Source organism: Bacillus sp. JCM 19034 (genome assembly GCF_001310635.1).
Lineage (GTDB): Bacteria > Bacillota > Bacilli > Bacillales > Bacillaceae_D > Halalkalibacter.
The window spans coordinates 358,272-380,780 of record NZ_BAXR01000002.1 but is presented as its reverse complement, the minus strand read 5'-3'; the positions used below and the strand labels follow the sequence as shown (position 1 = coordinate 380,780).

14 protein-coding genes, 5 pseudogenes and 1 other annotated feature are annotated in these 22,509 nt (G+C 38.1%); of the genes and pseudogenes, 1 reads left to right on the top strand and 18 read right to left on the bottom strand.

Translation table 11 applies throughout. The features are described 5' to 3' along the window. Positions 1-3: 3 nt before the first annotated feature. The 13 genes and pseudogenes from yihA to ilvD form a co-directional block, all read right to left on the bottom strand. Positions 4-588 carry a ribosome biogenesis GTP-binding protein YihA/YsxC gene (yihA, locus tag JCM19034_RS05380; RefSeq protein ID WP_062047901.1) on the bottom strand — a complete coding sequence of 195 codons (585 nt, stop codon included), beginning with the start codon at positions 586-588 and terminating at the stop codon, positions 4-6. Further along, positions 575-2,904, bottom strand: a pseudogene (gene lon, locus JCM19034_RS05375) (endopeptidase La). The gene yihA and the pseudogene lon overlap by 14 nt, the downstream one beginning before the upstream one ends. Before the next feature lie 109 nt (positions 2,905-3,013). Next, positions 3,014-4,676, bottom strand: a pseudogene (gene lonB, locus JCM19034_RS05370) (ATP-dependent protease LonB). A 207-nt stretch (positions 4,677-4,883) separates the two neighbouring features. Then, complete coding sequence (gene clpX / locus JCM19034_RS05365) at positions 4,884-6,158, bottom strand: ATP-dependent protease ATP-binding subunit ClpX (protein WP_062047899.1); 1,275 nt, start codon at positions 6,156-6,158, stop codon at positions 4,884-4,886. Positions 6,159-6,584: 426 nt separating this feature from the next. Then, positions 6,585-7,880 (bottom strand): trigger factor, encoded by a 1,296-nt coding sequence (tig, locus tag JCM19034_RS05360; RefSeq protein ID WP_062047897.1) that lies wholly within the window; start codon positions 7,878-7,880, stop codon positions 6,585-6,587. A 132-nt stretch (positions 7,881-8,012) separates the two neighbouring features. Then, complete coding sequence (locus JCM19034_RS05355; RefSeq protein ID WP_062047895.1) at positions 8,013-9,017, bottom strand: hypothetical protein; 1,005 nt, start codon at positions 9,015-9,017, stop codon at positions 8,013-8,015. Between the two features lie 454 nt (positions 9,018-9,471). Then, on the bottom strand, positions 9,472-10,050 hold the full coding sequence (gene leuD / locus JCM19034_RS05350; protein WP_062047893.1) for a 3-isopropylmalate dehydratase small subunit: 579 nt from the start codon (positions 10,048-10,050) through the stop codon (positions 9,472-9,474). A 12-nt stretch (positions 10,051-10,062) separates the two neighbouring features. Beyond that, positions 10,063-11,477: pseudogene (gene leuC / locus JCM19034_RS05345) on the bottom strand (3-isopropylmalate dehydratase large subunit). An 81-nt stretch (positions 11,478-11,558) separates the two neighbouring features. Beyond that, a complete protein-coding gene (leuB, locus tag JCM19034_RS05340; RefSeq protein WP_062047891.1) occupies positions 11,559-12,644 on the bottom strand; it encodes a 3-isopropylmalate dehydrogenase in 1,086 nt (361 codons plus the stop codon). A 218-nt stretch (positions 12,645-12,862) separates the two neighbouring features. Next, complete coding sequence (ilvC, locus tag JCM19034_RS05335) at positions 12,863-13,864, bottom strand: ketol-acid reductoisomerase (RefSeq protein WP_062047889.1); 1,002 nt, start codon at positions 13,862-13,864, stop codon at positions 12,863-12,865. A gap of 60 nt (positions 13,865-13,924) precedes the next feature. Beyond that, the gene (gene ilvN / locus JCM19034_RS05330; protein ID WP_062047886.1) at positions 13,925-14,446 is read right to left on the bottom strand and encodes an acetolactate synthase small subunit; all 522 of its coding nucleotides are present in this window, start codon (positions 14,444-14,446) and stop codon (positions 13,925-13,927) included. Further along, positions 14,431-16,097 (bottom strand): annotated as a pseudogene (gene ilvB / locus JCM19034_RS05325) (acetolactate synthase large subunit). Before ilvB ends, ilvN begins: the two are co-directional and overlap by 16 nt. 185 nt (positions 16,098-16,282) lie before the next feature. After that, positions 16,283-16,532 (bottom strand) — a binding site (T-box leader). 3 nt (positions 16,533-16,535) lie between these two features. Beyond that, positions 16,536-18,203: a dihydroxy-acid dehydratase gene (gene ilvD, locus JCM19034_RS05320; protein ID WP_062047883.1), complete on the bottom strand. Its 1,668-nt coding sequence runs from the start codon at positions 18,201-18,203 to the stop codon at positions 16,536-16,538. A 307-nt stretch (positions 18,204-18,510) separates the two neighbouring features. Between ilvD and JCM19034_RS05315 the strand changes: the two genes are divergently transcribed. Then, on the top strand, positions 18,511-18,840 hold the full coding sequence (locus JCM19034_RS05315; RefSeq protein WP_062047881.1) for a hypothetical protein: 330 nt from the start codon (positions 18,511-18,513) through the stop codon (positions 18,838-18,840). A 142-nt stretch (positions 18,841-18,982) separates the two neighbouring features. Here JCM19034_RS05315 and JCM19034_RS05310 read toward each other — a convergent pair whose 3' ends face one another. The 5 genes and pseudogenes from JCM19034_RS05310 to JCM19034_RS05285 all read right to left on the bottom strand — a co-directional run bounded on the left by JCM19034_RS05310 (position 18,983) and on the right by JCM19034_RS05285 (position 22,502). Then, positions 18,983-19,960: a Ger(x)C family spore germination protein gene (locus tag JCM19034_RS05310; protein ID WP_082393759.1), complete on the bottom strand. Its 978-nt coding sequence runs from the start codon at positions 19,958-19,960 to the stop codon at positions 18,983-18,985. Then, complete coding sequence (locus JCM19034_RS05305; RefSeq protein WP_062047878.1) at positions 19,951-20,199, bottom strand: hypothetical protein; 249 nt, start codon at positions 20,197-20,199, stop codon at positions 19,951-19,953. The genes JCM19034_RS05310 and JCM19034_RS05305 overlap by 10 nt, the downstream gene beginning before the upstream one ends. Beyond that, positions 20,186-20,970: pseudogene (locus tag JCM19034_RS22885) on the bottom strand (GerAB/ArcD/ProY family transporter). The gene JCM19034_RS05305 and the pseudogene JCM19034_RS22885 overlap by 14 nt, the downstream one beginning before the upstream one ends. 19 nt (positions 20,971-20,989) lie before the next feature. Further along, on the bottom strand, positions 20,990-21,289 hold the full coding sequence (locus JCM19034_RS23945; RefSeq protein ID WP_062047871.1) for a GerAB/ArcD/ProY family transporter: 300 nt from the start codon (positions 21,287-21,289) through the stop codon (positions 20,990-20,992). 1 nt (position 21,290) lies between these two features. Next, positions 21,291-22,502, bottom strand: coding sequence for a spore germination protein (locus JCM19034_RS05285; protein WP_197276351.1), 1,212 nt, complete (start codon positions 22,500-22,502; stop codon positions 21,291-21,293). Between the last annotated feature and the right edge of the window lie 7 nt (positions 22,503-22,509).

Sequence of the window (22,509 nt, the reverse complement as noted above, 5' to 3'; positions counted from 1 at the left end):
CATTTATGAACAATAGTACAAAATCGTTTTCCAAATTTGTTCTTTTCCATACGCTGTTTCCGATGAAAACAGCAGTAATGGATCAGACTCTTCCTTTTGTAATTCTTTTTCTATTATTTTTAAGTGCTTTTGCCATTTTCCTTTAGGGATTTTATCACATTTGGTCGCTACAACAATAACTGTCATATCAAAATGCTTCAACCATTTATACATCGTTTTATCGTCAGCAGTTGGCGGATGACGCACATCAATAATTTGGACAACCGCTTTTAACGCTGGGCGGTTTTCAAGATATGTCTCGATCATTCTTCCCCATGCTTCGCGTTCTGACTTCGGTACTTTCGCATAACCATACCCCGGCACATCAACAAAATAAAGCTGTTCATTAATTTCATAAAAATTTAATGTTTGCGTCTTACCAGGACGTTGTGATGTACGAGCTAACGATTTCCGATTAATCATTTTATTAATAAATGAGGACTTCCCCACATTCGAGCGGCCTGATAACGCAATTTCCGGTAAATGACCGGTTGGATATTGCTCTGGTTTAACCGCTACATGTGCTAATTCAGCTTTAATTACTTTCATCTTTCTCTCCTAACGCGTGTTCAATCACTTCATCTAAATGACTAACAAGAACATATGTCAACTCTTCTCGGACACTTCCAGGTACATCTTCTAAATCCTTTTCATTATCTTTTGGAATAATAATCGTCTGTAATCCAGCACGATGTGCACTCATTGATTTTTCTTTTAAACCACCAATTGGAAGAACACGTCCACGCAAAGTCATTTCCCCTGTCATTCCAACTTCTTTTTTACTTTACGTCCGGTTAATGCTGAAATAAGAGCTGTTGCCATTGTAATACCTGCCGACGGGCCATCTTTAGGAGTTGCCCCCTCAGGGACATGGATATGAATATCATTTTGTTCATGAAAGCTTGGATCAATATTTAGTTCATTTGAACGTGAACGAATATAACTGAACGCAGCATGAGCAGATTCTTTCATGACATCTCCTAATTGACCAGTGAGAGTCAACTTTCCCTTCCCAGGTGCAACGGATACCTCAATAGATAGGGTATCACCACCTGCAGCTGTATAAGCTAGCCCCGTTGCAGCTCCAACCTGATCCTCTACTTCAGCGAGACCATATCGGAAACGCGGTTTTCCTAAGTAAGTTTCAACTGTATTTTCTGTTAAAATAACGCGTTTCTTTTCCTTTGATACGATTTTCTTTGCGGCCTTCCGGCATATTGTCGCCATTTGCCGTTCTAAATTTCGTACACCAGCTTCTCTTGTATAATAACGTACAACCTTCTTAATTGCCCCATCTTTCATTTGTAGCATACCTTTTGTTAAACCGTGATCCTTCATTTGACGAGGTAATAAATAGTTCTTTGCTATTTGGATCTTTTCAACCTCTGTGTAACCAGCAATTGAGATAATTTCCATACGATCACGCAATGGGCCAGGAATTGTGGCAATATTGTTCGCTGTTGTTACAAACATCACTTTAGATAAATCGTACGATTCCTCGATATAGTGATCGCTAAACGTATTATTTTGTTCGGGATCTAATACTTCTAGCAATGCAGCAGAAGGGTCTCCACGGAAATCATTAGCCATTTTATCAATTTCATCTAATAAAAAGACCGGGTTGATCGACTGGGCTTTTTTCATTCCTTGAATAATTCGACCGGGCATTGCCCCAACGTACGTGCGCCGATGACCACGAATTTCAGCTTCATCACGAACTCCTCCAAGTGAAATACGGACAAATTTCCGCTCAAGCGAACGAGCAATAGAACGAGCTAAAGAAGTCTTACCGACTCCCGGAGGGCCTGCTAAACAGAGAATTGGTCCCTTCAATTCTCTTGTTAACTGTTGGACTGCTAAATATTCTAGCACTCGTTCTTTTACTTTTTCTAATCCGTGATGATCTTTATTTAATATCTCCTCAGCACGAATGACATCAAGCTGATCCTCTGTTTCGTATGTCCATGGTAGTTGAATAAGCCAATCAAGGTACGTACGTAACACAGAGCTTTCTGCGGAATTAGCTGGCATTTTCTCAAATCGATCCAGCTCTTTTAATGCTTTTTCCTTCACATTATCAGGCATGTCCCCTTCTTCAATTTGCTCCCGAAGAGAGGCGACTTCCCCTGTACGTCCTTCCTTTTCACCAAGCTCTTTTTGGATCGCCTTTAATTGTTCACGTAAGTAATATTCCTTTTGCGTTTTCTCCATTGATTTTTTAACACGTTGTCCAATTTTTTTCTCTAATCCCAGTACCTCTTGTTCATTATTCAAAATTTCAATCAATTTAATTAGACGTTGCTTCACATTCGTTGACTCGAGCAAGTCTTGCTTTTGCATTAATTTCAACGGCAAATTGGCAGCAATAATATCCGCAAAACGACTTGGGTCATGAATATCTTTCACAATTGTAACTGTCTCATTTGATACCTTTTTTGATACTTTTGTGTATTGCTCGAACATTGTGATAATATTTCGCATTAATGCTTGTATTTCTGTTGTCGGCTGATGTTCCTCATCTTCTAAAACAGCTGCTTCTACCAAAAGATAGTCTTCATGCTCCATATATTTTTCAATTCGTGCTCGCCTTAATCCTTCAACATGAACACGAACTGTTCCATTCGGTAATTTTAGTACATTTTTTACATTTGCAATTGTTCCTACCTTATAAATCTCATCGTCCATTGGTTCATCAATTGAGATTTCTTTTTGCGTAGCTAACAATATTTCACGATCTTCTTCCATAACCTGCTCTATCGCTTGCACTGATTTACGTCTTCCAACATCTAAATGTAACACCATTGAAGGAAAAACAAGTAAACCACGTAACGGTAGAAGCGGAATTTGTCGGATTGATTCGACCATCCGCAAACACCTCCATCCTATTTCCGAAACCTAATCTTATAATCCGCATCATTAAGTGAATATTCCTCTTATTTCATTCTATCGTATCATAGTATGTTTTGTCTAACGTTTACACCGGTGCGATTGTTGGACTTAATTCTCCACTTGCCGGAAGAACTTCTGTATTTCCTTCCTCTAGTGCAAGATCTAACACTTCGTCCAAATGCTCAACAGCGACAACTTCAATTCCTGTTATGTTTTTAATTAGTGATTGTTCGTTTTCTTTTGGAATAATGACAAGTTTTGCACCAGCAAGTTTTGCTGCTTCAACTTTTGCAACAACTCCACCGATTGGCTTTACTTTTCCATGTATCCCAAGCTCTCCTGTCATTGCTACTGTATTTTTCACTTTAAATCCTTGAATCGCAGAGTATATTCCTGTTGCAATTGCTATACCAGCTGAAGGGCCATCTACCGGACCTCCACCTGGGAAATTCACATGGATATCGTAGTCATATGTCGGGATTCCCATCCGACGAAGTACAGTGACCACATTTTCAACTGAACCTTTTGCCATACTTTTCCGACGGATAGACCGCATCTGATTTCCAGTACTTTCTTCTTCTGCAATACCGGTTATATTCACTGTTCCCTTTCCTTTATTCTCAATCACATTCACTTCTATTTCTAACAATGCCCCTAAATTAGGACCATATACTGCAAGTCCGTTTACTAGACCAACCGTAGCATCTGCATGTATTTTCTTTTCAGGGCGTGGTGTAAGCTGACTTGAATGTAATACCCACTCAACGTCGGCTATTTTTATTTCTTTACGTCCCTCTGCCGTCGCCACCCCAGCTGCGATTTGAACGATATTAACTGCTTCACGTCCATTCGTCGCATAGTTAGCAATTCTCTCAATTGCTCCTTCTTCAACTTTAGCTTGAATTTTCTTTGCCGCCTTCTCAGCAATTTGAATAATTTCTTGTGGGTGTAATGCTCTAAAATATACTTCCAAACATCGTGACCGAATAGCAGGAGGTAGTTCATTTGGCGTTCTTGTTGTTGCACCAATTAAGCGGAAATCTGCCGGTAATCCGTTCTGAAAGATTTCATGGATGTGTCTTGGTATTTGTTGATTTTCAGCACTGTAATAAGCACTTTCAAGGAATACTTTACGATCTTCTAATACTTTTAACAGTTTATTTAGCTGGATAGTATGAAGCTCACCAATTTCATCAATGAACAATACGCCACCATGTGCTTTTGTGACCGCACCATGCTTCGGTTGCGGAATACCCGCCTGTCCCATTGCACCTGCACCTTGATAAATTGGGTCATGAACAGAACCAATTAATGGATCAGCTATCCCACGCTCATCAAAGCGGGCAGTTGTCCCATCTAATTCAACAAACACAGCATCTCTTGCAAATGGAGAATCGGCATGTTTTTTGCTTCCTCTAAAACGAGTCGAGCAGCTGCGGTTTTCCCACGCCAGGTGGTCCATAGACAATGACATGCTGAGGATTAGGTCCACATAAGGCAGCTCGCAATGAACGAATACCTTCCTCTTGACCAATTATATCTGAAAATGATGACGGTCGAACTTTTTCTGCTAACGGCTCACTAAGTGAAACAGATCGCATCTTTCTTAACTGTTCCATTTCCTTTTTTGATTCACGATCTACCGATACTTTTTGACTACGCTGACTCTTTAATAAATTCCAAAAGTAAATTCCAATAACGACACCAAAGAACAATTGAATAAATAACACTATTCCTGTCCAATTCATCATGTAACCTCCCAGAAGTATTCATTGTTTTTTTAGTATGACCGGGAAAAAGCTCCCTAAACAAAGAAACTTCTGTAAGAAATGAACTCCTAATTTTACCAATAACCTAGATTACTATGCAGCAGTGTGACTAATCATTTTTTCGTTTGGATTGAAGCAAAAAGAAAAAGCGTTTTAGACTTAATTAGTCCAAAACGCCTTCTGATTTTATGCACTTTCCTTTGGTTCTTTTTTCGATAAAGTCATTTCTGTCCCATCTTCAGTTAATAATGTCGGTGCATCATTATCGGTAATACATTTTTCATGGATAATGCATTTTGCGATATCCTCTCGAGATGGTAAATCAAACATAACATCCAACATAATTGCCTCAATGATCGAGCGTAAACCACGTGCACCTGTTTTACGTTCAATGGCTTGATTAGCAATTTCTCGAAGAGCTTGCTCTGTAAATTCGAGTTCTACATCATCTAGCTCTAGCAACTTTTTATACTGCTTAACAAGGGCATTTTTTGGTTTTGTTAAGATGGCAACTAATGCATCTACATCTAATGGCTCTAAGCTCGAAATGACCGGAAGTCGGCCGATAAACTCTGGGATTAATCCAAAACGCAATAGGTCTTCAGGTAGCACTTTAGCTAAGTATTCCCCTGGTTTTAAGTCATCTTGCTTAACTTCCGAACCAAACCCTATCACTTTTTTACCTAGGCGACGTTTAATAATTGTTTCAATTCCATCAAATGCCCCACCACATATAAACAACACATTAGTTGTATCAATTTGAATAAATTCTTGGTGAGGATGCTTACGTCCTCCTTGTGGTGGAACGCTTGCTGTTGTTCCTTCTAATATTTTTAACAACGCTTGCTGAACCCCTTCACCTGACACGTCTCTTGTAATGGAAGGATTTTCAGACTTTCTTGCTACTTTATCAATTTCATCGATATAAATAATACCTTTTTCTGCTTTCTCAACGTCATAATCAGCTGATTGAATAAGCTTAAGCAAAATATTTTCAACATCTTCCCCGACATATCCAGCCTCTGTCAACGATGTAGCATCGGCTATCGCAAAAGGAACATTTAAAATACGTGCTAACGTTTGAGCTAGTAACGTTTTACCGCTACCAGTAGGTCCAATCATACAAATGTTACTTTTTGCTAATTCAACCTCATCTGCACGGCTTAATGAGTTAATACGTTTATAATGATTGTATACTGCAACAGATAAAGACTTTTTAGCCCGGTCTTGACCGATTACATAATCATCTAAGATTTGGCGTATTTCGTTAGGCTTTGGAACTTCTTGAAACTCAACTTCTTCTTCAGTCCCTAATTCCTCTTCCACAATCTCCGTACAAAGCTCAATACATTCATCACATATATAAACGCCGGGACCAGCAACTAATTTACGTACTTGATCTTGCGTTTTCCCGCAGAACGAGCACTTAAGCTGACCCTTTTCTTCGTTAAATTTAAACATGCAATCACCCCTCTGAAAGTATTGTACCATCCTCACGCATGAAATGCTTTTATGAAGACTTTTTAACAAAATGGACATATATCCACTACAGTAAGCTGCCATTTTTCAATGGCCGCCCTTTAACTTTTATGCCTCCTTACCCTTCCCTATGGCTTATTAGCATAAACGAACAAATTTAGCTTATGCAAGAACAATCATTATGTATGGATTGATTATACATTCAATATTCACATCTAAAAATCCTTTTTCTTTTCTAATAAATGTGAATCCAAAACATTTGCTGTTTCTATGTCCTTTTGTTCTATTTAGTTTTCACCATAATCCGAAAGCTCATACATCATTCTTAATCAGAAGACATAAAGTATTGAAAAACAAGGCACGAATTTCCGCGCCTTGTGTATGAACTTTATTCACTTTATTGCTAAATTATGCTGATTTTTTACTGTGATCAACTAAAAATTCAACAGCTTTTTGAACTTTCAAATCAGCTTTTAAGCTATCCACTCCACCTTGAGCAGCAAGAAGGCTTCTAATTTCATCAGCAGAACGTTTGTACATCTCTGCCATTTTTTCTATTTCCTTATCAACATCTTCATCAGATGCTTCCAAATTCTCGGTTTCAGCAATAGCTTCTAACGTTAAATTCATTCGTACGCGCTTTTGTGCATCTTCCTTAAATTGTTCACGCATTGCCTCTTCATCTTGACCAGAGAATTGGAAGTACATTTCAAGGTTCATTCCTTGAGCTTGTAAACGTTGCTCAAATTCTTGCAGCATACGGTCAACTTCTGATGCAATCATTGCATCTGGAATATCGATCGTCGCATTCTCACTAGCCTGTTGTACAAGGGCATCACGAACTTGGTTCTCAGCCTGATTCTCTTTATCTTTTTGTAAGTTTTCTTTTAGGGAAGCCTTTAGTTCATCTAATGTTTCGACTTCTTCATTAACGTCCTTTGCAAATTCATCATCTAATTCAGGTAATTGCTTACGTTTAATATCATGCACTTTCACCTTAAACGTAGCTGGCTTACCGGCAAGGTTTTCAGCATGATATTCTTCAGGAAATGTTACTTCAATATCTTTTTCATCTCCTGCTTTTAAACCAATTAGTTGATCTTCAAAACCTGGAATAAATTGACCAGAGCCAATTTCAAGTGAGTAATTCTCCGCTTGTCCACCTTCAAACGGTTCGCCGTCTACAAACCCTTCAAAATCAAAGACGGCCGTATCTCCTTCTTCTATTTCACCATCTTCTAACACGACAAGTTCTGCTTGACGCTCTTGAAGAGTCTTTATTTCTGCTTCAATATCCTCATCCGTAACGTTTGTATCAGGAACTTCAACTTCCAAACCTTTATACTCACCAAGTTCAACTTCTGGTTTGACAGTCACTTTGGCAGTAAATACTAATTTGCTTCCTTTTTCCATTGACTCAATATCAATTTCAGGACGATCAACTGGCTGAATACCTGTTTCTTCCACAGCTTGAGCATATTCTCCTGGTAAAAGAATATCAAGTGCATCTTGATAAAGTGATTCAACACCAAATTGCTTTTCAAAAATCGGGCGTGGTACTTTCCCTTTGCGGAACCCAGGTAGATTCACTTTTTTGACGACCTTTTTGAAAGCTTGATCTAATGCTGTATTCACTTTATCAGCTTCAACTTCAACTGTTAATACTCCTTCGTTTCCCTCTAATTTTTCCCATTTTGCAGTCATGTGCTATTCCCTCCAACTTATTACATCTTCTACATTTTATGAACCATTCATTCATTCTTAGACTTTGGCAACCATTCTAGTATACCATAACGTTTCATCAATTCAAATAATACTATTTGTTAATCATATTGATTATAGCCGATAATCAGCAGACTCTATATCCATTACCTCTTCTACCTTTTGTATCAACAGCTTTTGATCGATTTCCTCAAAATGAATAACCTCTTGACATTCTAAGCCGATTCTTTCTGCAGCGCAAGCATAAAATACACAAGCCCAAACCCTTTCATCTTTCGGTTCAGGGAAAAGTGGATAAATGGATAACATATAAGTAACACACAATTGCTTGGCAATATCTAATAATACAGGATCTTCATTCTCAACCAAATCCTCTAATTTTGCCACAATCGCTCTTTGAAATGTTTCTAATCCATCTTGATCAATTTCATTCGGATTTGTTTGTTTTGTTTCTTTACCTCTTTGATATGTAACTATTTGATTTAATCCTTTGTCTTTCAACGCTTGGATCGCTAATGAAACAAGAACTGGATCTCGATTATCTTCGTTTATGTATGCAATTAATAAAGAGATAGCATCTTTTGCATCTGAATCCTTTAACATAGTAATCGCAGAAGCTTGTAGTTCTATTGATTCTGCTTCTAACATTGGTTTTACAGTATCTGAGATCGATTCATCTTCCCTAGAATTACTCCATTGTTGACCACTTACCATTTGTCTACTAAAATGAAGCAGCTGATAAAAGGATTCAGCATATTGAGATGGGAGCTTTTCTTCTGTTATAACAGCTTCTAGTAATTGAACAACTTCATTATAATGTCCAAGTTGAACGAGTAAAGAGATATGCACTTGTAATATTTCATAATAATCTCCTGTTCCACCATGTAAAAGTTCCTTGGACTGTTTCAAAGCTTCGTTCAAACGTCCTAACTCAATTAGACTTAACATTTTACCAAATGTAACTTGAGGGTTTGCTTCATCATACGTTTCTGCCTCTAAAAAAAACTCCAATGCCGCTTGCCCATTTTTATCCTTTAATGCATCCATTCCCTTTTCAATTAAACGTTTTACTAAACCAGGGTATAAAATAAGATTATCCTTCTTATCACGCTTATCCACTATAGAATCGCTCCACTCTATAAATTGTCGTTGTTCCTCTCATTTTCTCACCATCATCCTCATAAGTAGCGGTTGCGGTAGCTATGATTGTTGAACGACAGGAACGCTCGTACTAAGAATCAATTCCAACTGAAAATCTGCCTATTACGTATATTATAACCGTTTAATTTAATTATACGTTCATTTGCCAATTGTCTTTTAGTAAAGGCAATAGTGGTTACACAGTTAATAGACTACTTTTTAAGTGGTGGTTGTTCAATTTAGTTTAACAGCAAGTATAATAAATCACAATGCTCATATACCTAAACATATCTATATTAAGTCATTCATCACTATACTTACCGAGAAGCAATAACTATAACAAGTATTTCACCGTCTTTAATTTTAACAAAACCACTGAAATAAGAAGTTATCTTCTTTTATTCAGTGGCTAAGAACACTTGTTGTTATGCAATTAATTTACTTGTTTTTCAAATGCAGTAATTTCCTTCTCAAATTTTAACGTTAAACCAATCTCATCCCAACCGTTTAGAAGCATCTCTTTCCAATATGGATCAATACTAAATGATACTTGAATATTTTCCCCAGTAATTGTTTGATTTCTTAAATCTACCGTCAGAGTAAATCGTTCGGTTCCTCTTCCGAGAAGTTCGTAAACAGTTTCTTCTTCTAATCTGATCGGTAACATCCCGTTTTTTACACAGTTATTATAAAAGATATCAGCAAAACTAGGTGCGATAATCACTTTAAAGCCGTAATCCGCTAATGCCCACGGGGCATGCTCCCGTGACGAGCCACAACCGAAGTTATGCGCCGCTACTAGGATACTAGCTCCCTTTGTATGAGATTTATTTAATTCAAAATTAGGGTCAGGTGAACCATCGGTCAAAAAACGCCAATCATAAAATAAAAACTGTCCAAAGCCCGTACGTTCTACCCTTTTCAAAAATTGTTTTGGAATGATTTGATCGGTGTCAACATTAACACGATTCATCGTAGCTACAATTCCTTCATGTTTCACAATTGGTTCCATCACGATCCCCTCCTACTTGGCAACTTTCTCAGATTTCCACTTACGTATATCGACAAAATGACCAGCAATTGCCGCTGCAGCTGCCATTTCTGGACTTACTAAATGTGTACGTGCCCCTTTACCTTGACGACCTTCAAAATTTCGGTTAGATGTCGAGGCACATCGTTCTCCCTCAGGTACAACGTCGGGTTCATACTTAAACACATACTACAGCCAGAATGTCGCCATTCAAAGCCTGCCTCGATAAAAATCTTATCCAATCCTTCTTCTTCTGCTTGTTTTTTCACCTTTTGTGAACCTGGTACAACTAACGCACGAACATGATCTGCCACTTTATGACCTTTAACAATTTGTGCTGCTGCACGTATATCGCTTAATCGTGAATTTGTACATGATCCGATAAATACATGTTGAATGTGAATATCGGATACGTTTGTTCCTGGATTTAAATCCATATATTCAAGTGATTGTTCAATTGCCCGACGACTTGCTTCTGTTTTAGCGTCTTCTGGAGAAGGAACCGTTTGACTAATCCCAACTCCTTGAGAAGGATTTGTGCCCCAAGTAACCATCGGTTCAATTTCTGACGCATCAATCGTAACGACACGATCATACGTTGCTCCTTCATCTGTGGCAAGCTGCTTCCATTCCTCTACTAATGCTTCATACTCTTCACCTTTAGGAACATATTGACGACCTTTTAAATAGTCAAATGTCACCTGGTCTGGACTGATTAAGCCTGCTTTCGCTCCAGCTTCAATTGACATATTACAAATTGTCATTCTCTCTTCCATCGTTAATCCACGAATTGCTTCTCCAGTAAATTCAACAATCGACCCATTTCCAACATCAACACCAAACTTTGAAATAATCGCTAAAATAATATCTTTCGCTGCTAGATTAGGATCTAGTTTTCCAGTTACATGAATTTCAAGAGTTTTTGGTTTGGATTGCCAAATGGTTTGTGTTGCTAATACATGCTCAACTTCACTTGTTCCTATACCGAAAGCTAATGCTCCAAACGCACCGTGAGTAGACGTGTGACTATCACCACATACTATTGTTTTTCCTGGCTGAGTTAAACCAAGCTCCGGCCCGATAACATGAACAATTCCGTTTTCTGGATGCTCTAAATCAGCTAAATCAATACCGAATTCTTCACAATTCTTTTTTAATGTATCCATTTGCGTACGGGCAATTTGATCACTAATATCATAACGGTTCACAGTTGGAACATTATGATCCATTGTTGCAAAAGTAAGGTCTGGTCTTCTTACTTTTCGATTAGCTAGCCGTAAGCCCTCAAAAGCTTGTGGGGATGTTACTTCATGAACCATATGCAAATCAATATAGAGTAAGCTCGGCTTTCCCTCTTCTGCTAACACTTCATGCTTATCCCAAATCTTTTCTATAATTGTTTTTGCCATTTACTATTCCCCCTTATCTCCTCATAGATTTCTTTTTACAAAACCCGCTATGAGATTGGACATCATAACGGGCGTAACGTTTTACTGAACCTTTTTCCGCAATGCTTCAACTACTTTTCCAGTCATTTCTGTTGTTGTAAGTGCTTGTTCACGAATGCTCGTTAAGTCTGCTGTACGGTAACCAGCATCCAAGACATCATTAATCGCTTCCTGCAATGCATTGGCTTCTTGATGCATACTAAATGAATAAGCGAGCATTAACGCAACAGACGATAAAGTTGCCAAAGGATTCGCAATATTCTGACCAGCAATATCCGGTGCTGATCCATGAATTGGCTCAAACAATCCCGGACCATCAGCACTTAAGCTTGACGATGGTAACATTCCTAATGAACCCGTAATCATTGAAGCTTCATCACTTAAAATATCGCCAAACATATTTTCAGTTACCATTACATCAAACTGCCGAGGATTACGGATTAATTGCATAGCAGCATTATCAACTAGCATATGAGAATATTCAACTTCAGGGAAATCTTTTGCTACTTCATCCACAACTTCTCGCCACAGTCGACTCGATTCTAAGACATTCGCTTTATCAACAGATGTTAAATGGTTTCGGCGACTCTTAGCGAGCTCAAACCCTTTACGTACAATTCGTTCAATCTCAGAACGGGAATATTGTAGTGTATCAATCGCAAGTGTTTCTCCGCCTAACTCACGGCGTTCGCGTGGTTCACCAAAATATAGTCCACCTGTCAGCTCCCGAACAATTAATACATCTACACCTTGAATAATCTCATCCTTTAACGGTGAAGACTGTGCAAGAGCATCATAAATCATAACTGGGCGTAAGTTAGCAAATAATTGAAGTTCCTTTCTTAGACCTAGTAAGCCTTTTTCAGGACGTTTGTCTCCAGGAAGCTGATCCCACTTTGGACCACCGACAGCTCCTAATAAAATTGCATCGCTTTTTCGGCAAATTGTCAATGTTTCTTCAGGTAAAGGAATTCCATATTTATCAAGCGATGATCCACCAATTTCCCCATACGTGTAATCGAACTGATGATCATAAAGCTTCTCAATTTCTTTTAAAACGTGAATAGCCGCTTCACAAACTTCTGGTCCGATCCCATCACCCGGTAGAATTGCAATACGCTTTTCCATTCTTCTTTCATCCCCTAGACATTATTTACAGATAATCGCTTCATTGTACGTTGCAACCTGAGGATGTTACTACTTCTTGGTCCACCTTCTAAAATAATAGAAGGGACACCAACAAGTTCAGGTGTCATTTAATCGACTTCAACGCAACTATTTTTTCTCCGAAAATGCTTTTCATTGAGGCCAAATATAGCCTCAATGAAAAGTGTGGTGCGTATATGTTAAATATTTGATTTTTCTTTAACGAATGGCATCATTGCACGTAGTTCACGGCCAACCACTTCAAGTGGGTGTTGACTTTCTGCACGAGTAATTGCTGTAAACTCTGGACGGTTTGCTTGATTTTCAAGAATCCAACCTTTTGCAAATTTACCTGTTTGAATGTCTTTAAGTACTTTACGCATTGCTTCCTTTGTATCGTCAGTGATAATCTGTGGTCCAGCAACGTAGTCACCCCATTGTGCTGTATCAGAAATGGAATAACGCATTGTTTCTAATCCACCTTCATACATTAAATCAACGATTAGCTTTAATTCGTGTAAACACTCAAAATAAGCAACTTCTGGTTGATACCCAGCTTCTACTAGTGTTTCAAAGCCAGCTTTTACAAGTGCTGAAGCTCCACCACAAAGTACTGCTTGTTCTCCGAAAAGATCTGTTTCCGTTTCTTCTTGGAAAGTCGTTTCAAGAACACCAGCACGTGCTGAACCAATTTGCTTCGCATAAGCTAGTGCAATATCCTTTGCTTTACCAGTAGCATCTTGATATACAGCGATTAAACCTGGTACACCGCCACCTTCTTGGAATACACGACGAACAAGGTGACCAGGCCCTTTTGGTGCAGCTAAAAATACATCAACATTTGCAGGTGGTACAATTTGATTAAAGTGAATGTTGAAACCATGTGCGAATGCTAATACTTTCCCTTCAGTAAGCTCAGGCTCAATTTCGTTTTTATAAACAGTTGGTTGAAGCTCATCTGGAAGTAATACCATAATAACATCTGCTTTAGCTGTTGCTTCACGTACAGAGTATACGTCAAAGCCATCATTAACAGCCTTATCCCAAGATTTACCTGGTCGTAAACCGATAATAACATCTTGACCACTTTCACGCATGTTTAGTGAATGAGCATGCCCCTGTGAACCATAACCGATAACTGCTACTTTCTTTTCTTTTAAAATTGCCTCATTTACATCTGAATTGTAATAAACCTTTGCCATAATTTACTCTCTCCTCTTTTATAAATCTGTTTTATATGAATTTTCAAAATTCAACGATAGTTAGTTAATTAGCGTCAAACGATGTGGGTCAACAGACGTTTTCTTTGTACTGCGATTAAAAGCTGTTATTCCTGTTCGCGCTAATTCTTTTATTCCATATGGACGAATTAAATCGATAAAAGCTTCTACTTTTTGTTGATCACCTGTAATTTGTACCGTTAAGCTTTCCCTTCCAACATCAATCGTTGATGCACGGAACGTATTTACAAGTGCAACTACTTCTCCTCGTTGTTGAGGGGTAACAAGAATTTTAATTAAAGCCAGTTCGCGAGCAACAATTGATTCATCCGTAATATCTTTTACTTTCAGGACATCAACTTGTTTATTTAATTGCTTAATGACTTGCTCTACATTTTGCATACTATCAACAGCGACAACAAATGTCATTCTTGACACAGCAGGGTTTTCTGTCATTCCAACTGTAATACTTTCAATGTTATAATGACGTCTTGCAAATAAACCGGTAATTCGATTTAGTACACCAGAAGAATTATTAACAGTTGCTGTTATGATTCGTTGCATGGTTTAACCCCCTCCATTTGATGTTGACCTTTACCAGGAGAAATCATCGGATAGACATTTTCTTCTTTTGCAACACGAATGTCCATTAAGACTGGTCCAGGATGTGCCATCATTTCCTCTAGTGCAGCCTTTAAATCTGACAAGTGATCAACTCGAATCCCTTTAACATCATAAGCTTCAGCTAACTTAATAAAGTTAGGTTGAATTGGGAATAAAGAGTTTGAATAACGTTCACCGTGGAACAATTGTTGCCATTGGCGTACCATGCCAAGTGCAGCATTGTTTACAATGACAATTTTCACCGGTAAATTTAGCTCTTGTAAAATTGATAATTCTTGAGCAGTCATTTGGAAACCGGCATCACCAAGTACAGCTACAACTGGTGATTTTGGTTCAGCAAATTGGGCTCCAATAGCAGCTGGGAATCCGAAGCCCATTGTTCCAAGCCCACCTGAAGTAACCCAGCGGTTCGGCCTATTAAAACGATAAAATTGTGCTGACCACATTTGATGTTGACCAACATCAGTCGTAACAATCGCATCACCGTTAGTCACTTCATGAATCATTTCAATTAATTGTTGAGGCTTAATTGTTTCTCCGTCTTCTTCATACCACAAAGGATATTCTGTTTTCATCTTATTTAGTTTTTCAACCCAAGCTGTTGTATCTCCACGTTCACTTTCCTCTTCATTAAGCATTTCAAGTGCTTGTTTTGCATCACCTACGACTGGAATTTCCGTCGGGATATTTTTCCCAATTTCAGCAGGGTCAATATCAATGTGGCTACTTTTGCATTCGGTGCAAAATATTCTAAATTACCAGTTAAGCGATCGTCAAAGCGTGCACCGAAATTAATTAATAAATCGGATTCGTGCAAAGCCATATTAGCGGTATACGTACCATGCATACCAGCCATACCATAAAACAGCTCATCATCTCCTGGGTAGCCCCCAAGTCCAAGAAGTGTATTGATTACAGGAATACGATAATGCTTCGCAAACGTAAATAGCTCCTCAGATGCTTTGGCATGGAGAATACCAGCTCCTGCTAAAATAACTGGCTTTTCCGCTACTTTTAACGCCTCTAATACTTTTTTAATTTGTAAGCGATTCGGAACAATCGTCGGTTGATAACCTGGCAAGTTCACATCTTTATCATAATCAAACATCCCGGTTGTTAGCGAAACGTCTTTAGGTAAATCAATTAATACAGGACCAGGTCGTCCAGTTGTTGCGATGTGGAATGCCTCTTTTATAATTCTTGGCAATTCGTCAACGTTACGTACTTGGAAATTATGCTTTGTGATTGGCATTGTAATGCCGATCATATCCGCTTCTTGGAAAGCATCTGTACCGATTACAGTTGATGCCACTTGACCAGTTATAACTACAAGAGGTAATGAGTCCATCATTGCATCAGCAATTCCTGTAACAACATTTGTTGCTCCAGGGCCAGATGTTACAACACAAACGCCCGGCTTACCAGATACTCGTGCATATCCTTCTGCTGCATGAATCGCACCTTGTTCATGTCTTGCAAGCACATGATGGATACCAGTTTTGTAAATTTCATCATAGGTTGGAAGAATCGCTCCGCCTGGGTATCCGAAAATGACTTCAACGCCTTCCCTTCTTAATGCTTCGATGACCATGCCCGAACCTGAAAGTTCTTGAATCAATTCTTCCTCTGACTGATTGTTTTGTTCATTCTTTTGATTGGGCTTCCATTTTGTGTTCATCACTCATGCCTCCCTATTTATATATTCAATAGTACTAATAACCCTACATACGAAAAAAACCTTCCCACCCCATATAAAGCCACTATTTCACTGTAGCTAAAAGGGGCGAAAAGATTCCTTTCCACGGTACCACCCTTATTCATCAAACAACGTGTTTGATCTTATGGATAAGCTTATACTTATCACATTTTGATAACGAGTGCTGTACAACACTCGATTAACCTTACTTTTAACATTCAGGTTAATACTCCGAGGTGAGTTTCATTGTTAACGACAACACCGCCTCTCAGCAAATGCGGCTCTCTGTAGGAGTCTATTAACAACTACTTTCCTCTTCAACGCTTTAACATCTTATATTTTCATAACTCCACCAGTATTAGCAGAAGTCACTAATTTTGAATATCTTGCCAGATAGCCTTTTTTCACCTTTGGTTCTGGTTCAACCCAGCCTACTTTACGTTTTTCTAGTTCCTCATCTGATACGAGTAACTCTAACGTACGATTAGGTAAGTCTATCTTAATTTTATCACCATTTTCAACGAATGCAATAGGCCCTCCTTCTGCCGCTTCAGGAGAAATATGACCAATTGAAATGCCTCTAGATGCACCCGAGAACCTTCCATCAGTTAATAGGGCAACATCCTTCCCTAGTCCTCTACCGGCAATTGCTGAAGTTGGTGCTAGCATTTCTGGCATTCCAGGGCCACCTTTTGGTCCTTCATATCGAATGACGACTACATGACCTGCCTTTACCGTTCCTGCATTGATTTCCTTCTGTGCTTCTTCTTGTGATTCAAAAACGATCGCTTCGCCTTCAAATACTTTAATAGAAGGATCAACAGCTCCTACTTTAATGACAGCACCATCTGGTGCTAAGTTTCCGTAAAGAATTGACAATCCACCTACAGGGCTATAAGGATTATCCTTTCTTCGTATCACTTCATCATTTGTTATATCGGCATGCTTATGTGTATCATATAAACTCTTGCCGGTAATCGTAATACGATCTGGATGGATAGCACCTTCAATTGAGCAAAGCTCCTTAATTATGGCACTAACTCCACCAGCTTTATGGACATCATCCATGGAATAGTCTGAGGCTGGGCTAATTTTACATAAGTATGGAACACGTTCTGCAACTTCATTGATTCGATTTAAATCATATTCAATTTCCGCTTCATTTGCGATAGCTAATGTATGCAAGACTGTATTTGTTGAACCACCCATTGCCATATCTAGTGCAAACGCATCATCAATCGTTTCTCTTGTGACGATGTCACGCGGACGAATATCTTTTTCAATTAAATTCATTAAATGCTTAGCAGCGTCTTTAATTAATTGATGACGATCTACAGATGTTGCCACAAGCGTTCCATTTCCTGGTAACGCTAGTCCTAGCATTTCCATTAATGAATTCATTGAGTTAGCCGTGAACATTCCCGAACAGGAGCCACACGTTGGACAGGCTGACTGTTCAATTTCAAGCAACTCTTCACGTGTCATTTTACCAGATGAAAATGCACCGACACCTTCAAATACTGAAGCAAGTGACAAGCTCTGTCCATCCTTCGTACGACCAGCTTCCATCGGACCACCTGATACGAAGACAGAAGGGACATTTGTTCTCATTGCAGCCATTAACATACCTGGCGTAATTTTATCACAGTTTGGAATGAAGAAAACTCCATCAAACCAGTGAGCGTTAATGACTGTCTCTGCTGCATCACAGATAATTTCACGGCTCGGTAGTGAATAACGCATTCCGATATGCCCCATTGCAATGCCATCATCAACACCAATTGTGTTAAATTCAAATGGGATTCCACCAGCTTCTCGGATCGCTTGCTTTGCCACTTCAGCAAATTTATTTAAATGCATATGGCCTGGAATGATATCTATATAAGAATTACAGACACCAATAAAAGGCTTATCCATTTCATGTTCCTGAACTCCTGCTGCACGTAATAAACTACGATGCGGGGCACGATCGATCCCCTTTTTAATCATATCACTTCTCATATTATACTCGCTCCCTATTCGTTTGCTTTTTTCTTATTTCTCTAACTATTATAAGCATCCGAAACACTTAAAAGAGGATGTTGAATTTTATCTCTAAAATAGTTGTTGTTTGAGGTTTATCATACGCTCATTCATGGTTATGGTCAACCACTTTTTTAAAAATAATTAGACTATTTTGATTAGTCCATACACTTGAAAGCGTTTACTATACTATCAATTCTTTATTCCTCATTTTTAACTTCCATATATTCCTAAATGTAGCATATGGATTTGATTTCTAGGACATGATATAAATGGGTGATAAAATATGCTGAAATTCATTAAACGTAATGTTAGAATAATTAAATCATTTCCATTTATTAAATTTAATCGAGCTTTTCAACCTTCCTTAGTTATTGTTGAGGACCTTGAACATATTTGTAGGACAGATGTAGAAATACTGCTTTATCAAAAATTACGAAGACACATGTATTATCCAACCCCTCATTACCGTGTTAATCACATCGTTGTCAATATAGCACTCATTCCTTTTCGAGTTGCACTAATCGAACAGCATAATGGGGTGGACGAGAAACAATTAAAGAAATATTTAAATCGAAAAGCTGGTCGGTTATTTTCTATAATCCTCAACACTTAATAAAGGAAGAGCAACATTTCGTTAATCGAATCGTTGCATTGACAAAGAATCATACACAAGCTAGTCTATGATTTTTCTAACGATCAAGGAAGCTACAGCAGAAAATGAACAATGTAGCTTCCAAAATAAACCTTTCATTAGCTTAAATAACTATTTTACCTACTCGTTCTATGTGGGACTCTACATTCACTTCGATATCTATTGTTGAAAACACTTGTTGCCACTTTTCTTTTGTTTTAATTGAGTCATTCCATAATTCTGAATGTTGCCCTCTTACAATTTCTCCAATTCCTATAATATCAGATTCATCATTTTGTAATCTCTGTACTAATTGTAACATTACATTCTTAGCTCTTTTCGACCATTCCTCTTCAATTTTACGAATATCATTAGAATCAAACTCTTTACTTAAATGAGTTTTCTCTTCTATTGCTCCGTATAAGGTAACATCAAATGTTGCTTTTAAATTCCCATTTTCATTTTCAACAGTCATATTAGATTTTCTTCGTTCTACACGGATAATTCCGCTTTCATTATGAACATCAGGTAAAGGAATCGCTCCTCTATATCCCGATGGATTTTCCCCTCTTAATGCCATAAACGTACCAATTTCAATTGGTGCAGTTCGTCCTACCATCTTGTCTCCTTTAAAGTAAGCTAGCCCATCAAGCAATATATTTTCACCATTGACAACTTTAATATAGGGCAAAAAGCCGTCTCTTCCTTTTCTTGAAGTAGCTATCCAAAAATGGCCAATATATTGTTTAGGTAGCTTTCCCAATCGAACAGAATTGTCTAATGTTTGTGATAAAAATAATGAAGGAATTTTAGTAACTGGTGGAGCTGCTTTCAACGTATCACCTGCGTTTTCTCCATTTACCAATAACCAAGCTGTCCTTCTTACCTCATTATTTCGATGCAAGTAATCATTAATTTCCCCAACTCCCTCTCTAGCAATTTCTTCAGAAAGAATTACTAATTGCAAATGCCCTAAATACAGTTTTTGTGATAGTTCTTGCTGCAAATTTTCCATAGCATCTGCGAGCGTGTTTCCTAATATTTCTATAACCCAAACAGTATCTTTAGAATCCCCTTGTCCGTCATTTGGCCCTAAAGGGATTGACCTGGTAGGGCAATCTGAGTAGTTAGACGAATCAACTTCTTATCTGCTGGAAACTCATCTAAATGAGTTGCTTGTGGATTTATTAACGTATTATATTCTTCTTCCGGTAAATCCTCCACCAAGTCAAGTGCAATCCCTAATATATTAGCTCTCTCTTCTATTTCAAAGCGATCCCAGCATCCTGTTAATATGCAAAGAATTAACGAAATAACCGTTAGTTGTTTAAAATGTCTCATTAGTTGATTCACTTCCCTTCATCTTATGTACAACTATGAGAAAAAAGGGATAACCAATTACAACAATTATGCCGATATTAGATACAAATTTAATCAATTCATACATCTCATAAATATCTTTAGGATATAACGAAATCAAAAAAACGATTAAAAATAAAGTTACCGCCATGATTCGATGTCTAACACTACTAATAAGTTCTGAAGTAGCTCGTACAATGAAAAAATATGTTGAATACAATGTTGTAAACACAGCGAACAGCCAAGCAACTAGTAATATCGCATCTAATCGCTGAAATATTTCTGCTGGAATTCGTACAAGCCTCCCTAAGACTAAGATAGGCCACATCAAATATTCTAATTCAATACTTCCAAAGATCGCTAACGAAAAAACATCGATGATATGAACAATATCGTGACAATTCCCCAACTAATAAGGCTTGCTAATATTGCTTTTTCGGGCTGCCTCATAAAAGGAATGACAATTGAAATTACAAAGAAATTAAGCATAATCTTTGTGACGACAATTGCTCCGTTCATGAACCCACTCCATGTTGTTTCATTCCCTAACAGCGGTTGGATATATACCCAATCAATCTCAGAGATTGAAGCGACTAAAATAAAGAGAATGGGGGCAACAGTAAAACCAATATAAAAGAAATGAATATACGCAAATATATTTACCGAATGTAAACTGACTATTAAACAAATAAACGCCATGATCATCATTGGGATTATAATAGGAGTTTTAGGAAGAAGAGCTCCAATAACCACCTCGCCAAATTGCCGTAATTCAAGACCTGTTAAAATAATAAAAAGAAACAATGATCATCAAACTAAAGAAGGAACCAATTTTTTTCCCTAGTATAGATTGGCTGTACCCCACAAATGTTTTGTTTCTATATGTTTTACCTAAGTAAGAAACAGCTATTATTCCTATCAGAGCTATACAAGCACCTACAGATGTAGCTAATATAGAAGCAGTTTCCGCTTCAACTACAACAAATCTTGGAAATGCTAACATCGAAACGCCGATGTTTGTACTAATTAAAATAACCGCTAACTGTGTTACCGTAATTTCACGATTATCCATATCATTTGTCCTCCTTCGGTAAAAGAGGTGAGTGTGGTTTTCTTCGTTTTCTCTCACTCCTAACTGTATTATAGGTGTGTAGTTCTTCTGGTCTTTTCAATAACCAACGTAGTGGAAAACGAACAATTGAGTCACGTAAACTATACCAATCTGCAGGAGAAATAGGGCTCAAATAAGGGACACCAAATGACTTTAGGGCGAGCATATGATTAAACATGAGAAGCATCGCACTAACTAACCCAAATAAACCGAACATTCCTGACAGTAATAATATAGGAAAGCGCAACAAGCGAAAGGCTATCGCAACATTGTAAGCCGGTGTAGCAAAGGAGCCGATAGATGATAGTGCGATAATAACGACTGTTACTGGTGAAACGAAGCCAGCCTCTACAGCTGCTTGTCCAATGACAAGTACACCGACAATTGAAAGAGCACCACCTACTTGCTGTGGCATTCTAACAGTGGCCTCTCGTAATATTTCCATTGCAATTTCCATAAGTAAAACTTCTACAACTACTGGAAACGGAATGCCACCTCTTCCACTAGTAACTGCGACAGCAAACTCTGCAGGTATCAACTCTGGATGAAAGGATAAAACCGCAACATATAACGAAGGAAATAAGAGTGATGAACCTAGTGCTAATATACGGATCATTCTTATAAGGCTAGATATTAGAGCACGTTCATTATAATCTTCAGATGTTTGCAGGAACTGATTAAAGGTAGCTGGACATATCAATACGAGGGGCGTCCCATCGATGATAATGATCACCCTACCTTCGACTAAATTCCCTACTGCTTTATCTGGCCTTTCTGTGTATTGAACTTGTGGAAATGGAGAACTCGGATTATCTTCAATTAGTTGCTCGATATACCCACTATCCAAAACCCTATCAATATTCGCGTTGCGGAGACGACTTTCAACCTCTTCAACTAACTTTTTGTTTACAGTCTCATCAAGATAGCAAATGGCAACTGACGATTTTGTCATTAACCCTACCTTTAATTCTTTAACCCTTAGCTTCGCTACTGGTATACGACTTCTTATTAAAGCAATGTTAGTTTGTAAATGTTCTATAAAACCATCTCTTGGTCCTCGTATTACTTGCTCCCCTTGTGGCTGTTCAATCGCTCTTTTTTCTAATTCTTTTTCATCGAATAAAAACGCTTCCGTTAAACCTTCCATTAAAACTGCACACTGACCAGTTAGAATTCCTTCA

What these genes read in the sequence shown, in the direction of transcription:
- yihA (WP_062047901.1), bottom strand. Translation starts at nt 588, where the DNA reads ATGAAAGTAATTAAAGCTGAATTAGCACATGTAGCGGTTAAACCAGAG.
- clpX (WP_062047899.1), bottom strand. Translation starts at nt 6,158, where the DNA reads ATGTTTAAATTTAACGAAGAAAAGGGTCAGCTTAAGTGCTCGTTCTGC.
- tig (WP_062047897.1), bottom strand. Translation starts at nt 7,880, where the DNA reads ATGACTGCAAAATGGGAAAAATTAGAGGGAAACGAAGGAGTATTAACA.
- leuD (WP_062047893.1), bottom strand. Translation starts at nt 10,050, where the DNA reads ATGGAACCAATTGTGAAACATGAAGGAATTGTAGCTACGATGAATCGT.
- leuB (WP_062047891.1), bottom strand. Translation starts at nt 12,644, where the DNA reads ATGGAAAAGCGTATTGCAATTCTACCGGGTGATGGGATCGGACCAGAA.
- ilvC (WP_062047889.1), bottom strand. Translation starts at nt 13,864, where the DNA reads ATGGCAAAGGTTTATTACAATTCAGATGTAAATGAGGCAATTTTAAAA.
- ilvN (WP_062047886.1), bottom strand. Translation starts at nt 14,446, where the DNA reads ATGCAACGAATCATAACAGCAACTGTTAATAATTCTTCTGGTGTACTA.
- ilvD (WP_062047883.1), bottom strand. Translation starts at nt 18,203, where the DNA reads ATGAGAAGTGATATGATTAAAAAGGGGATCGATCGTGCCCCGCATCGT.
- JCM19034_RS05315 (WP_062047881.1), top strand. Translation starts at nt 18,511, where the DNA reads ATGCTGAAATTCATTAAACGTAATGTTAGAATAATTAAATCATTTCCA.
- JCM19034_RS05305 (WP_062047878.1), bottom strand. Translation starts at nt 20,199, where the DNA reads ATGAGACATTTTAAACAACTAACGGTTATTTCGTTAATTCTTTGCATA.
- JCM19034_RS23945 (WP_062047871.1), bottom strand. Translation starts at nt 21,289, where the DNA reads ATGGATAATCGTGAAATTACGGTAACACAGTTAGCGGTTATTTTAATT.